This window comes from Labilithrix sp., assembly GCA_019637155.1.
In the GTDB taxonomy this organism is placed as follows: Bacteria; Myxococcota_A; Polyangia; order Polyangiales; family Polyangiaceae; genus Labilithrix.
Genome location: JAHBWE010000012.1, coordinates 327,927 through 341,786, shown reverse-complemented (window position 1 = coordinate 341,786; position 13,860 = coordinate 327,927). Strand labels below are relative to the sequence as shown.

Sequence of the window (13,860 nt, the reverse complement as noted above, 5' to 3'; positions counted from 1 at the left end):
CGCAAGTGGTTGCGAAGCAACCCTCGCGCGCGCCCCCCCACCGAATCAGCGCGGCCCCCCGGGGCCCCAGAAGCGGCCGCGCAAGCGGGCGCGAAGCGCCCCGAGCGCGAAGCGCGAGGGCCGTGTCTGGGGTGGGGGTGTCGGGGGCGAAGCCCCCGACGTTAAAGCAGCCGTCGCGCCTTGATCTCGAGGTAGCGCTTCACCAGAAGCGGCGTGACGTCGTCGGGGCGGGCGTCGAGGACGAGCGCGCCGGCGTTCTTGAGGGTGCGCACGATGCCGTCGCGCCACGCGACCGACTCCGCCGCGGCCGCGCGCACGAGGAGGTCCGCGTCGGCGCCCGGGAGCGGCGGCGCGACCGCGAGCTCCTCGACCTCGACGTCGCGCATGAGGACGCAGAGCGGGAGGTGGCGCGGCAAGAGGCTCTTCACCGCCGCCGCGAGGTCCTTCGCGCCACGCGGGTCGAGGAGGTTCGTGAAGATGACGAAGAGCGAGCGCGCCTTCACCTGCGTCTTCAGGAAGACCATCGCCGAGCGGTAGTCCGTCGCCGCGAAGCCGGCGTCGAGCGCGTACACCGCGCGCGTGAGCTTGCGCCCGCCCGAACGCCCGCCGGTCGGACGGAGGAAGCTCCGCGGCTTGTCGTCGAACGTCACGAGGCCCGCGCGATCGCCGCCGCGCAGCGCGACGTCGGCGGTGAGCAGCGCGGCCGCGAGCGCGCGATCGATGCTCGTGATGCCGGCCTGGTCCTCGCCGCGCATGCCGCGACCGATGTCGAGCGCGAAGACGACGTTCTGGTTCGACTCCGCCTGGAACTGCCGCGCGACGAGCTCCTCGCGCCGCGCCGACGCGCGCCAGTCGACGTGCTTCATCTCGTCGCCGCGCTGGTACGGCCGCAGCCGCTCGAACTCCGTGTCGCCGCCGCGCACGCGGAGCGAGCCGAGCCGCGCGTCCTCGCGCCCTTGCCGGCGCAACATCTCGAGCGTGCGCGCGCCGTGGACGTCGGGGTAGACGTCGACGTCGGCCGGCAGCTCGACGCGCTCCTGCCGCGCGAGGAGACCGAACGGCAGCGCGTACCGCACGGTGACGCCGCCGAACCGCCGCTTCCCGCGCCGCGTCGGCGTGATCTCGTAGCGGAGCTGCGCGGTGCCGCGCGGCGGGAGGTGCAGCTCACCGGGGAGGCCGCTCGCCGTCGCGTCGTCGAGCGGGTCGTCCATCACCGTGCCGGAGATCGCGCGATCGCCCTCGTTCGTGAGCACGAGCGTCACCGCGTTCGGGCGCCCGACGGAGAAGATCTCCCCCGCGCGCCGCTCCGCCCCGACGCGCCGCCGCCGCCCCGCGACCGCGTCGGCCCCGCACGCCGCCGCGAGCAGCGCGTCGATCCCGATCCACGCGCCGTCGACGCCGGGCACGTACCCCGCCGCGAGCGCTATCGCGGTCGCGACGAACGCGAGCGCGACGAGCCGCTTGGTGGGGACCACCACCGCGCGCGCCTATGCCTGCGCCTGCGGGACCGGCGCGGCGCGGAGGATGTCGTCGATGCGCTCGTCGGCGGCGATGCCCTGCAGCTCGGCGTCGGGATGGAGCATCACGCGGTGACGGAGCACCGGCTTCGCGACCGCCTTCACGTCGTCCGGCGTCACGAACGCGCGCCCCTCGCTCGCGGCCACGACCTGCGCCGCCTTCATCATCGCGATCGACGCGCGCGGCGACGCGCCGAGCTCGATCGCGCGGTCCTCCCGCGTGCGGCGCACGACGTCGACGACGTACCCCACGACCGCGTCCTCGACGCGCGTGCTCCGCGCGAGCGCGCTCATCGCGAGGAGCTCTTCCGGCGCGGTGACGGCGGCGAGCTCGGAGAGGTCGGTCGGATCGAACCCCGTCGCGTGGTTCTTCACGATCTGCTGCTCGACCTCGCGCGGCGGATCCGCGACGGTGAGCTTCATGAGGAAGCGATCGAGCTGCGCCTCCGGGAGCGGGTACGTGCCCTGCGACTCGACCGGGTTCTGCGTCGCGACGACGATGAACGGCGCCGGGAGCGGATGCGAGGTGCCGTCGACGGTGACCTGATGGTCCTGCATCGCCTCGAGGAGCGACGACTGCGTCTTCGCCGGCGCGCGGTTGATCTCGTCCGCGAGCAGGAGCTGGCAGAAGATCGGACCTTGCACGAACGTGAACGTGCCTCCTTGGCGATCGAAGATGCTCGAGCCGGTCACGTCGCTCGGCATGAGGTCGGGGGTGAACTGGACGCGCTTGAAGCTCGTCGCCGACACGCGCGCGAACGACCGCGCGACGAGCGTCTTCCCGAGGCCGGGCGCTCCTTCGATGAGCACGTGCCCGCCCGCGACCGCGGTCACGAGGAGCCCGAAGACGAGGTCTTCCTGTCCGACGACGACCTTCGCCATCTGGCTGCGGATGCGATCGAAGGTCTCCGCGAACGTCTCCGGCGTCATCGGCTTCCGACGCTACCATGCTACGTTCGCGCGGGATGAAGAGCGTGAAGACCCTCATCGTCGGGGCGGGGATCACCGGGCTCGCCACCGCCGCTGCGCTCGGCGAGCGCGGCGACGAGGACTACCTCGTCCTCGAGGCCGACGGAGAGATCGGCGGCTACTGCAAGACGATCAAGAAGGAGGGCTTCGTCTGGGACTACTCCGGCCACTTCTTCCACTTCAAGCACAAGGAGATCGAGGAGTGGCTCCGCGCGCGGATGCCGAAGCAGCGCATCCTCGACGTCGTGAAGCGGTCCTTCATCGAATACAAAGGCAAGCAGATCGACTTTCCGTTCCAGAAGAACATCCATCAGCTCCCGCAGAGCGAGTTCATCGACTGCCTCCACGACCTCTATTTCGCCCCCTCTTCCCGCGCTGAACCCGAAGCCCCTCTCGGGGGTCCGGGGCGGGGGAGCGCGTCTTCGCGCGACCGGCCCCGGCGGGAGAGCTCGAGAGGGCAGAGCCCTCTCGAACCTGACGAGAGCTTCCAGGAGATGCTCTACGCGCGCTTCGGTCGCTCGATCGCGGAGAAGTTCCTCATCCCGTACAACGAGAAGCTCTACGCCTGCGACCTCGGCGCGCTCGACAAGGACGCGATGGGCCGCTTCTTCCCCCACGCGAACCTGACCGACATCGTCCGCAACATGAAGGTCGCCGACAACGCGACCTACAACGCGCGCTTCACCTATCCGGAGGGCGGCGCGATCGAGTACGTGAAGGCGCTCGCGAGCGCGGTGCGCCCCGACGCGATCGCGCTGAAGGAGCGCCTCATGGCGATCGACCTCGCGACGAAGACGGCGAAGACGGACAAGCGCGAGATCCGGTTCGAGCGGCTCGTCTCCTCCGCGCCGTTCAACAAGCTCCTCACGATCGCGCGCGTCGACCACGACCCGACCGCGTACTCGTGGAACAAGGTCCTCGTCTTCAACCTCGGCTTCGACAAGAAGGGGCAGAAGGACGTCCACTGGGTCTACTTCCCCGATCGCGAGACCGTGTTCTATCGCGTCGGCTTCTACGACAACATCTTCGACGCCGATCGCCTGAGCCTCTACGTCGAGATCGGCTTCGCGAAGGACGCGACGATCGACGTCGAGGTCGCGCGCGCGCGCGTGCTCGCGGACCTCGAGAAGACGGGCGTGACGAAGGGCCACCGCCTCGTCGCGGAGCATCACGTCGTGATGGATCCGGCCTACGTCCACGTCACGCAGCGCTCGATCGCCGAGCACGCGCGTCACGCCGAGGCCCTCCGCGCGCGCGGCGTCCACAGCGCCGGCCGCTACGGCGGCTGGACCTACTGCAGCATCGAGGACAACATCGTCGAGGCGCGCGCCCTCGTCGCCGGCTTCGCGCGCGGAAAGACCTGATCGCGCAACCGAGGTAGGCGGGATCCAGGAGATGGAGTCCGCCTGGGTCGGAAAGTTCCACTGGCGCCGGACTGCCAGGCTTGAAATCGCTCGGTTTTCCGGGCCACATCCGGTGGCGCCGTCTCTGCAATAGGGTCCGGCGATGCGCTCCCTCCGCCTCCTCCCGCTCGTCGTCTCGCTCCTCGGGATCGCCGCTGCGTGCTCGACCGATCCCGCCGCGACCGACGACAACGACGAGCCGGCCGCCAAGGAAGGGAAGACGTCGCAGGCGCCGCAAGGCAACGAGGAGACCGACGTCGGCTGCGGCGGCAAGAACGCGCCGCCCTGCCCCGAGAACAAAGGCTGCAAGGTCGACCTCGATTGTCAGACCGGCAACTGCGAGACCGGCGGCAAGTGTGGCGCGGCCACGCCCGACAAACCGATCCCCGCGCGTCCCGACGACGGGATCAAGAACGGCGACGAGACGGACGTCGACTGCGGAGGCCAGAGCGCGCCGAAGTGCGGGACCGACAAGGGGTGCGGCGCGGCGGCGGACTGCGAGAGCCAGGTCTGCACCGACGGCAAGTGCGCGGCGCCGAGCCCGACCGACTCGGTGAAGAACGGCGACGAGACGGACGTCGACTGCGGCGGCGCGAACGCGCCGAAGTGCGCGGTGGGCAAGACGTGCGCGGCGCACTCCGACTGCGCGTCCGACGGCTGCGACTACAACAAGAAGTGCGCGGTCGGGAAGAGCTGCACGGCGCACTTCGGCGGCGACACGTGCGGTCCCGGTGAGGTCGGCGATCCCGCCGCGAAGCACGAGAGCTGCTGCGCCGTGAGCCAGAAGCTCGACAAGTACTCGATCACGGCGGGGCGCATGCGCGCCTTCATCGAGCGCTTCAACGGCAACCCGCGCCAGTTCGTGGCCGGCCTCGGCGCGAACCCGAACTGGCAGCAAGCGTGGAACGCCCGCGTCCCGTCGACGTTGGACGAGGTCGCGATCGAGCTCGGCCCGTACGGGAACGACGGCCAGCGTCAGGGTTGTTACCTCAAGGGCCAGGGCGCGCGCACGTATTGGCTCCCCGACAATGTCAACACTGGCTTCAATGACGAGATCGCGCAGAAGTACGGCAAGGACGTCCTCGACACGAAGGCGCTGAACTGCGTCACCTTCTACCTCGCGCAGGCGTTCTGCATCTGGGAGGGCGGCCGCCTGCCCACGCTCGCCGAGCTCGACGCGCAGTGGGGCGGGACGATGCCGTGGGGCAACCAGGCGTGGACGGCCGATCGCGCGGTCCACAAGTACACCTACGCGTTCCCCGAGAACCAGCTCGACAACAGCGCCTTCATCGCCGCGCCGGGCCGCAAGCCCGCGGGCAACGGCCCGAACGGCCACGCCGATCTCGGCGGTCTCGTCTTCAACCTCACGAGCACCTTCAACGCCGCGGGACAGGTCCGCTGGTCGCGCAACGGCTCGTGGGAGAACCACCAGATCCCGTACGGCGTGCACCACTCGCCGAAGGAGCGCGCGTACTGGGCGACGGGCGCGCGCTGCGTGCACCCGTGAAGCCGTGAGCTAAGAGCGGCGCGGCGCGGTGGCCTTCGCCATCATCGTGCGGAGCTCGCCGAGGAGCTCGAGCTCGTCGCCCTTCGGGAGCTCGTCCGGCTTCGCGGCGAGGGCGCGCGTGTACAGCTCCGCGGCGCGCTCTGGTGATGCGCCGCTGCGTTGCGCGAGGAACGCGGTGGGATCGGTGCCGCGTGGGGCGAGCTCGCGGAGGCGGAGCTCCATGAAGCGGCCGTACTGCGCGAGCGCGTGCGTGCGTGCGCGGGCTCGGGCGTAGAAGGCGCCGGTGGCCTCGACGTGCTCGGTGAAGGAGCGGCGCGGCTTCGTCGGGGCGGCGCGCGGGCGCGCGTGGCGGATGCCGTAGCAGAGGAAGAGCAGGACCGCGGCCGCGAGCGCGTGCCACGCGCCCTTGCCCAGGCCCGCGGCGAGGAGCGCGGCGAACGGGTTCGACGGCGGCGGGATGCCGTCCTCCGCGCGCGCGACGCGGAGGTCCGAGAGCGTCACGCCGCCGAGCGGACGGCGGAGGTCGTGCGAGACGGAGCGGATCAACGTGACGAGCGCGGCCGCGTTGCGCGTCGGCATCACGCCGACGTTCGTCCAGAGGTCGTCGTTCGCGACGCCGAGGACGAGGCCGCGGCCGAGGCGGCGCTTCGAGGCGTAGACGTCGCGCCCGAGGAACGCGACCGGATCGGCGGCGACGCGGTCCTTCCACGCGAACGCGTCGTGCCGCGCGACGCGCGCGCCCGCGAAATGGATCGGACGGCCGACGTCGTCCGGCGACTGGTCGGTGTCCGGATCTTCGAGGCCGCCGTTCGGGTCCGGCGTCGAGACGAAGAGGTCGCGCGTGGTGGCGCGGACCGCGTGCGGCGCGAGCTCCGACGGCCACGCGATCACGCTGCCGAAGAGGACGAGCACGCCGCCGCCCTCGACCCAGCGCATGAGGTGCGCCTCCGTCTCGTCGTCGAGCGGGACACGTTCGACGTCGACGACGACGACGGGCGCGCCCTCGCCGCGGGAGGGGACCGGCATCGTCGAGAGCGACGAGGCGAGCGGCTTCACCGTGAAGCCGTTCTTCGCGAGGATCGCGATCGGGAGCTCGTCGCCGGCGGGATCGGCCCCGCGCTGCGGGGGCTTGCAGCCGAGGAGGAGGAGGCCGAGCGTAGTGACGACGGCGGCGGTCCGCACGATGGCGCGCGCCCGCGCGGTGATGCGCGTCGCCGCCTCGCCGGTCGCTTCGGCGCCGCCGAACTCGACCGCGTCGACCGCGCGCACGATCTCGCGGAGCGGGGGACGCGCCGTCTCCTCCGCGCACGAGCGCACGTATTCGCCGTGCGTGCGGTGGCGCGCGATCTTGATCGCGCCGCGGCGGCCGAGCGCGGCGAGCGCGGCCGCGAGCGAGAGCGCGAGCGAGGCGCGGTGGTCGCCGCGCGCGAGCGACTCCTCGGCGAGCCGGAGCGCCTCCTCGGGATCGGCGTCGTCCGGGATCGCGGCCGGCGCGCCCGCGACGATGGTGGCCACGTTCGGCGCGGCGGTCGCCTCCGCTGCCCGCTTCTTGCGCCGGCGGAGCTGGAGGAGCGCGCCCACGACCGGGATCGCGACGACGATCACGATCGCGGCGACGAGGAGGTAGAGGAGCACGGTCGCGAACGGCGCGGCCCACTGCGCGAGGCGCGCGAGCCAGTCCGGCGGCGGCGCGGTCGGCTCGAGGTCGCACGCGCTCACGAGGCCGGGGCAGTCGGGGATCTCCTTCGCGACCGTGCAGAGCCGCTTCTGCCGCGGGCCGAGCGGGCGCGTCGGGTCCGTGCAGAATGCAAATTGTTCCTCGGCGTAGGCGGCGGCCTTCGTGCGCTCGATGCCGTCCACGTCGTGCGCCGGCGGCGGCGGCGCGGGCGCGGCGGCGGAGAGCGCGAGCGCGAGGACGAGCGGCTTCACGTCGGCTCGTCCGTGCGCGCGGCGAGGCCGGCGAAGCGGGTCTGGATGTCCCAGCCCTCGGTGCGGGTGCGCACGTTGAGGTAGAGGAAGAAGCGCGCGGTCGCGAAGAACGGCACCTGGAGGAAGAGGCCGAGGAGCGCGAGCACGCCGCCGCCTTCGGTCCACACCGGACGCGGTGGACGGAACTGGAAGACCTCGGCGATGAGGGTGCGCCCGCCGACGTCGGCGAGGAGCACGGCGGCGACGGGCACGCACGCGAAGATCAAGACCGCGAGCACGACGTCGCCGATCGCGTTCGCCGCGACCGACTGCGCGCGCCCGAACGCGCGGAGGAGCTCGGCGCGCTCGAGGAGCATCGCCTCGCCGGCGAAGAGCGTCAGCGCCGCGACGGCGACGCCGGGGACGACGAAGCAGCCGACGCCCGCCGTCGTGAGCGCGAGCGCGACGAGGCGCGCGGTGAAGACGAGCGGCGTCGCGCGGACGGAGGCCCTGAGCACGTCGCGCGCGCGCACGCCGTCCTCGAAGACGAGGCGCGACGCGAGGACGGTGAACGGCGCCTCCATCGCGACCGCGAGCGGGATCGCGACCACCCACGCGAGGCGCCAGCCGAGGACCTTGCCGGCGACGATCGAGAGCGCGGCGGCGGGCAGGAGCGTGCACGCCGCGAGGCGCGCGAACACGCGGCCGTGGACGGAGAGGAAGCGGACCGCGAGATCGAGCACGTCGGCGAGCCCGCGATCGCGCAGCGCCACGCGCGCGGAGAGGACGTTGAATCCGGCTCGGCCCTCGCCGGGCTTCCTGCGTCCGCCGTGGCTCACCGCGCCTCGTCCTTCGCCGGCGCGCGGCCGGCGAGGAGGATGTACGCCATGAGCAGCACGAACAGCGTCGCGCCGACGACGAGCTTCACCGGCTGCGGGGCGCTCGACGCGGACCAGAAGCCCTCGATCGCGGCGGCCATCACGAGCATGACCGCGGCGCCGGCGACGATGACGAGGATCTCGCGCGCGCGGCGCTGGAGCGACACGACGCGCGGGAGATCGCCCGGCGCGACGATCGACCATCCGATCGAGAGCCCCGCCCCGCCGGCGAGCACGATCGCGCCGAGCTCGAGCGAGCCGTGGCCGATGATGAAGATCCCGATGTTGTCGCCGGCGCCTTGCGACGCGACGTAGCCGAGGATCGCGCCGATCGAGAGCCCGTTCTGCACGAGGTAGAACGCCGACCCCAGTCCGAAGAAGACGCCGCACGCGAAGCAGCGGAGCGCGATGCCGACGTTGTTGTAGACGTAGAAGCCCGCCATCAGCGCGCCTTCGCCCGCCTCGCGGCCGTCGCCGAAGCCCTTCGCGTACGCCTCGGTGAGCGGCCGCAGCATCGCCTCGGGGACGACGCGGAACGCGAAGCTCGGGTCGCGCATCGTGAGGACGGCGCCGAGGAGGAACGGAACGAAGAAGAGCGCGGTCGCGAGCAGCATCTCGCGCCTCCGCGCGCGCACGGCGCGGGGGAACGCGACGAGCCACGCGCGGCGCACGCTGAGCGCGCGCGCGTTGCGGCCGCCGGCGCGGTCGTCGTCGTCGACCTTCGCGTGCGGGCCGTACATCATGCCGTGCGCGGCGGCGGTGAGGCCGAGGAGGTACTCGACGAGCGGCGCGCTGTAGCGGGCGGCCTGCGCCGCGGCGAGGTCGGCGCAGACGCTGCGGTAGAGCGGCGAGACGCGGACGACCTCCTCCGGCTCGAGCTTCTTGATCCCGACGCGCTGCGCCTTCGCGCCGAGCGCGTCGAGCGCGTCCCAGTCCGCGCGCCGGCGCTCGGTGAACGCCTTCTCGGTGAGGGCGGAGGCGAGGCTCATCGCGTGCCCCCGGCCTTCGGGAAGAACGACGAAGGCGGCGCTTCCGTGCGACCCGCGTTTACCGCGCGGTCGTAGACGAGCGCGAGGAGGCGCGACGGGCTCGGATGCGTGTATCCGATCCGCTCTCCGATCTTCTCCGCGAGGATCGCGGCGAGCTCGTTCTCGCGCGCGACGCCGAGCGCGTGACGCCGGCGCAGGAACAGCTCGATCGCGACGCGCTCGTCGGCGTCGAGCGTGACGTGGTCGGGCAGCGTCGCGAGCTCGCGCGGCTCCGCCGGCGGCTCGAGCTCGAGCGGCTTGGTCGCGCGCGCGATGGTGGGCGCGACGACCATCGTCCCGGCGACGAGATCGCCGAGCCGCTGAAAGCGTGAGGACAGCGTCATCGAGGCGAGGCCCGCGACGTACCCGATCGGCAGGAGGTCCGCCGCGCGGAGCAAGTTGCGCAGCGCCGCGGCGCGCCACCCGATCGGCCGCCCCGACGTCGTGACGACGCGGAGCCCCACCGCCATCTTGCCGGGCGAGCGCCCGAGCGCGCCCTCCCAGACGAGGAAGTAGGCCCACTGCGCGAGGAAGAGCGCGACGAGGATGAGGCCGAAGCCGGCCTTCGCGGCGGCGGACACGTCGCCCTTGTCGATGGCGCCGCCGACGGTGGCGAGCACGACGACGAGCGTGAGGACGGCGACGACGAGGTAGCAGAGGAGGAGGTCGAGCACGTGCCCGACCGCGCGCCGCGCGGGCCCGGCGATGCGGTAGTGGAAGACGATGTGCTCGGGCGTCTCGATCGCGACGTCGGTGTCGAGCGGCGCTTCCACCATCGCCCCGCGAGCGTAGCAGGCAACGCGTCAGTCCTCCGTCTCTCCGCTCCCGTCGTCGATGCGAACCTCGATCCGCGCCGGCTCCGGCGGGGGAGGCGGCGGCGGCGCCGGCCCGATCCCCGCCGCGAGCAACATGAGCACGCGCACGAAGCGGCGGAGCCCACGCGACACCAGACGTTCCCAGAGCGCGCGCGGCCCCGCCGCGCCCCGCCGACCCTTCGACATGCGAGACCTCCTTCGTGCGTGTTGCGCGTCGCGCGTAGACGCCGATCGACCGCGCGCGTGGGCTCAGCGAAGGAGGGAGCAGTTGCGGAGGTATTTGCGTGGAACGAGGACGAACGGCGCGAGCGCGAGCGCGGGAGGGCAGGCGGGCGCGGTCTTGTCGGTGACGTCGGGGCGTGGGGGCGGCGGCTGGGTTGCGGTTTCGTCTCGCGCGGAGTCGGCTTCGGCGATCGTGGCGGCGGCGCGCGTCGCGTCGGCGACGAGGACGACCGCGTCGAGGACCGGCGGCGCCGCGACGGCCGGCCGGGCCGCGAAGAACGCGAGGACCGCGACGAAGACGCGGAGGAAGCGCACCCAGCGAGCGGTCACGAATGCCATTCTAACCAACCGCCGACCAGGTGCACCTCGAGTGATGCAGGTGTGGGGCATGCGGGGGAGGGAACGTGCGCGCGGAGCTGCGCCCTGAGCTCGTAGGTGAGGAGGCGGTCGCAGCGCCGCACGCGAAGAGCTCGCGGTCGAGACGACGGTAGTGCAACGTCATTGAGAAGACGTTGGTTAGCGATGGATGGCGGGTTTTTCTTTGGGGAGCTCGGCGTCGGTCGTGGTGCGGGGGGGATCGAGCGTGATGGCTTTTACGATGCGCTCCTCGGCGACGGCGAGGCGCGTCGCGAGGACCTCGTGGTCCTGGTCGGTGGGGACCGAGGTCGAGAGGTGGACGATGAGGCAGTTTCGGATGAAGGAGCCGAAGAGGTAGACGTGCCCCATCACCGCGGCGCCCGGCTTCGCGGCTTCGATCGCGACCCAGACGCGTGAGTCGTAGGCCTCCGGGCCGACCCAGACCGAGTCCTCCACCGTCGTGAACGTCTTCGTCTCGGTGGGGACGATGCCGAGGGCGCGCGCGCGGTCCTCGCAGCGCTGGCGGTTCATCAGGCCCTCCTCGATCGTCGCGCGTACGCGGAGGCCCGTCTGCGTCGGCTCGTGGAAGGCGACGAGCTCGGGCTCGCGGTGGTCGTCGATGCGCCACACCTTGCCGTCCGGGAGCGGGACGGTGAGGTTGAAGCGCTTCGAGTGGAACTTGCCCCACTTCGCCGCCTCGTCGACGGTGTAGCCGGGAGGCCTGGTGGGCTTCGTCGCGAGGTCGGGCGTGACGACGCGCGCCGGCGCGGGGTCCGTGCACGCGGGGACGAGGAGGACGAGGGCTAGGAGACGAGCGAGAGCCACTCGGGGTGACTGTTGTCGCTGCCGCGGACGACGTCGAAGAACTTCGCCTGGAGCTTCTTCGTGATCGGGCCGACCGTGCCTTCGCCGATGGGGCGGTTGTCGACCTCGCGCACCGGGGTGATCTCGGCGGCGGTGCCCGTCATGAAGACCTCGTCCGCGAGCCAGAGCTGGTCGCGCGTGACGCGGCCCTCCTGCACCGTGAGGCCCAGCTCGCGCGCGAGGATGATGACCGTCTCGCGCGTGATGCCCTCGAGGATGGAGGAGGAGAGGTCGGGCGTGAGGAGCGCGCCCTTCTTCACGAGGAAGAGGTTCTCGCCCGTGCCCTCGGAGACGTAGCCCGACGCGTCGAGCATGATCGCCTCGTCGTAGCCGCCGAACTTCGCCTCGCGCTTCGCGAGCACGCTGTTCGTGTACTGGCCCGTCATCTTCGCCTTCGCGAGGCTGATGTTGACGTGGTGGCGCGCGAACGAGCTGATCTTCGCGCGGATGCCGTTCTTGAGCGCCTCCTCGCCGAGGTACGCGCCCCACTTCCACGCGAGGACGGTGGTGCGGACCGGGTTGTTCGGCGCGAAGATGCCCATCGCGCCTTCGCCGAGGAAGACGACGGGGCGGAGGTAGCCCTCCGCGAGGTCGTTCGCCTTCAGCGTGTCGAAGCACGCGCGCGTGACCTGCTCCTTCGTGAACTCCGGCTTGAGGAGCGTCATCTTGCACGTGTCGAAGAGGCGATCGATGTGCTCGCGCAGGCGGAAGACGTAGCTCTTGCCGTCGGCCCGTTTGTACGCGCGGATCCCCTCGAACGCGGCGACGCCGTAGTGAAGCGAGTGCGTGAGGAGATGAATCTTCCCCTCGTCCCAAGCGACGAGCTCGCCGTCGATCCAGATTTTCTGAAGCTTGTCGACCATTCGGGGCTCCTAAGGCGGACACTAGTCTCGGGAGTCGCGGGCGGCCAGCGCTATGACGTTGCCGCGCCGCGTAAACGGACGTGCCGTGTGCCGGTACAGTCGCGAATCGCTTCGACGCTAACGGCGAAGCGCGACGTAGACCGCGCCTTCGCCGCCGTCGGCGGGTTGGGCCGTTGCGAAAGCCGCCACGTGCTCGCGCGCGCGGCCTTGCGAGAGCCACGCTGCGATCTCGCCGCGCAGGATGCCGACGCCGCGCTCGGAGTGGTCGCCCTTGCCGTGGATCACGAGGACGCAGCGCTCGCCGCGCGTGCGCTGGGCCTTGAGGAAGTCGAGGAGCTTCGTGCGCGCGTCCTCGGCGCCGTGGCCGTGGAGATCGAGACGGCCGTCGATCGGGAGGACACCACGGCGGAGCTCGCGGACGAGCGCGGGCGGGACGTCGGTGCGACGGCCCTCGACGCGCTTGCCGTCGTCGGTCACCTCGAAGCGCACCGCGTCGTCGACGAGGTGATGGAGGTGATCGAGCACCGCCTCCGCTTCGCGCTTCGCCCGCTCGCGCACGTCTTCCTGCTTCACCTTCTTCGGCTCGACGCGCGCGGCGCCGGACACCGTCACGCGGCTGCCGCGATCGGCGAGCGGTGTGACGCCGCTCATCATGCGATGGAACGTGAGCTCGTCCGCGAGCGACTCCGCGGGGGTGAGCTTCTTCGGGGGCGGCGGGCGCGGCGGGGGTGGAGGCGCGGGCTTCTTGCCGGCGCGTTCTTCGGCTTCCATCTTCGCCTTCATGTCGCCGAGGCCGGCCGCGAGCGCGTTGAAGCCGGTGAACTTCGGGAGGTCCGGCTTCCGCTCGTCGTCGTCGCGCTTCTTATTCTTCTTCGCCATCGTTCCTTCGGCTCTGCTTACCGCGCGCAGCGAGCGCCATCTTCACCGATGCGATGCCGGCGAGGACGCCGTCGGCGTAGTGCCAGTCGGGATCGTCTAGCTCGGGGAAGTCGTGCGGGTTCTGGACGTCCTCGAGGGTAAGTCCGGGTTTGAGGCGGCGCGCGAGATCGAGCACCTTCTTTCGCTGCAGCTCCTCGAGGAGCGCGAGCTCGTGCGCGACCTCGTCCTTGGACTCGAGGAGCGCCGGGACGTCGGCGGGGGTCACCTCGGTCATGATCGAGGGGCCCGCGTTCGGGTAGCGCGCGACGGTGCAGCCGTGCTTCGGGCAGATGCCGAGGCAGTGGGTCTTCGTCACCCAGATCGACGCGACGCCGCCGGGCACGCGCGTGACGGCGGACTTCAACGCGTCGTAGACCGCGTCGCCGTTGGGTCCGCAGCCGGGGCCGAGGGGCGAGCCTTCGCGGCGGTTCGCGCAGACGAAGAAGTGGAGTCGAGGGGCGATCGCCTCGCGCATGACTGTATTTCTACCTCGGTCCTGTAATTTGAACGTACAAGGGAGCACATTGCGGGCTAAGTGCCCGAGATGACGCGGGATCCGGGGAATGGACGGGGCGCGATCCAGCGCGTGATCGGATCATGCGGGATTTCGG

The 13,860-nt window shown here is 71.5% G+C and carries 14 protein-coding genes; 2 read left to right on the top strand and 12 right to left on the bottom strand.

Features of this window, described 5'->3' with window-relative positions:
- Positions 1-161: 161 nt before the first annotated feature.
- Positions 162-1,478, bottom strand: coding sequence for a DUF58 domain-containing protein (locus KF837_26385; GenBank protein MBX3230876.1), 1,317 nt, complete (start codon positions 1,476-1,478; stop codon positions 162-164).
- Between the two features lie 9 nt (positions 1,479-1,487).
- Positions 1,488-2,447 carry a MoxR family ATPase gene (locus KF837_26380; protein MBX3230875.1) on the bottom strand — a complete coding sequence of 320 codons (960 nt, stop codon included), beginning with the start codon at positions 2,445-2,447 and terminating at the stop codon, positions 1,488-1,490.
- Between the two features lie 35 nt (positions 2,448-2,482).
- Here KF837_26380 and KF837_26375 point away from each other — a divergent pair, with 35 nt between their 5' ends.
- Positions 2,483-3,850: an FAD-dependent oxidoreductase gene (locus KF837_26375; protein MBX3230874.1), complete on the top strand. Its 1,368-nt coding sequence runs from the start codon at positions 2,483-2,485 to the stop codon at positions 3,848-3,850.
- Positions 3,851-3,992: 142 nt separating this feature from the next.
- Positions 3,993-5,396 carry a hypothetical protein gene (locus KF837_26370; GenBank protein MBX3230873.1) on the top strand — a complete coding sequence of 468 codons (1,404 nt, stop codon included), beginning with the start codon at positions 3,993-3,995 and terminating at the stop codon, positions 5,394-5,396.
- A gap of 9 nt (positions 5,397-5,405) precedes the next feature.
- Here KF837_26370 and KF837_26365 read toward each other — a convergent pair whose 3' ends face one another.
- The 10 genes from KF837_26365 to KF837_26320 form a co-directional block, all read right to left on the bottom strand.
- The gene (locus KF837_26365; protein MBX3230872.1) at positions 5,406-7,325 is read right to left on the bottom strand and encodes a hypothetical protein; all 1,920 of its coding nucleotides are present in this window, start codon (positions 7,323-7,325) and stop codon (positions 5,406-5,408) included.
- The gene (locus KF837_26360) at positions 7,322-8,143 is read right to left on the bottom strand and encodes a hypothetical protein (GenBank protein ID MBX3230871.1); all 822 of its coding nucleotides are present in this window, start codon (positions 8,141-8,143) and stop codon (positions 7,322-7,324) included. The genes KF837_26365 and KF837_26360 overlap by 4 nt, the downstream gene beginning before the upstream one ends.
- Positions 8,140-9,171 (bottom strand): stage II sporulation protein M, encoded by a 1,032-nt coding sequence (locus KF837_26355; protein MBX3230870.1) that lies wholly within the window; start codon positions 9,169-9,171, stop codon positions 8,140-8,142. The genes KF837_26360 and KF837_26355 overlap by 4 nt, the downstream gene beginning before the upstream one ends.
- Complete coding sequence (locus KF837_26350; GenBank protein ID MBX3230869.1) at positions 9,168-9,986, bottom strand: RDD family protein; 819 nt, start codon at positions 9,984-9,986, stop codon at positions 9,168-9,170. The genes KF837_26355 and KF837_26350 overlap by 4 nt, the downstream gene beginning before the upstream one ends.
- Before the next feature lie 27 nt (positions 9,987-10,013).
- Positions 10,014-10,211 (bottom strand): hypothetical protein, encoded by a 198-nt coding sequence (locus KF837_26345; protein ID MBX3230868.1) that lies wholly within the window; start codon positions 10,209-10,211, stop codon positions 10,014-10,016.
- A 63-nt stretch (positions 10,212-10,274) separates the two neighbouring features.
- Positions 10,275-10,577 (bottom strand): hypothetical protein, encoded by a 303-nt coding sequence (locus KF837_26340; GenBank protein MBX3230867.1) that lies wholly within the window; start codon positions 10,575-10,577, stop codon positions 10,275-10,277.
- A gap of 186 nt (positions 10,578-10,763) precedes the next feature.
- Entirely contained in the window at positions 10,764-11,429 is a 666-nt protein-coding gene (locus KF837_26335; protein MBX3230866.1) for a hypothetical protein, read from the bottom strand.
- Positions 11,408-12,331: a branched-chain amino acid transaminase gene (locus KF837_26330; protein MBX3230865.1), complete on the bottom strand. Its 924-nt coding sequence runs from the start codon at positions 12,329-12,331 to the stop codon at positions 11,408-11,410. Before KF837_26330 ends, KF837_26335 begins: the two co-directional genes overlap by 22 nt.
- Positions 12,332-12,448: 117 nt before the next feature.
- Positions 12,449-13,210: a Smr/MutS family protein gene (locus KF837_26325; protein ID MBX3230864.1), complete on the bottom strand. Its 762-nt coding sequence runs from the start codon at positions 13,208-13,210 to the stop codon at positions 12,449-12,451.
- Positions 13,194-13,724: a (2Fe-2S) ferredoxin domain-containing protein gene (locus tag KF837_26320; GenBank protein ID MBX3230863.1), complete on the bottom strand. Its 531-nt coding sequence runs from the start codon at positions 13,722-13,724 to the stop codon at positions 13,194-13,196. Before KF837_26320 ends, KF837_26325 begins: the two co-directional genes overlap by 17 nt.
- Positions 13,725-13,860 lie beyond the last annotated feature (136 nt).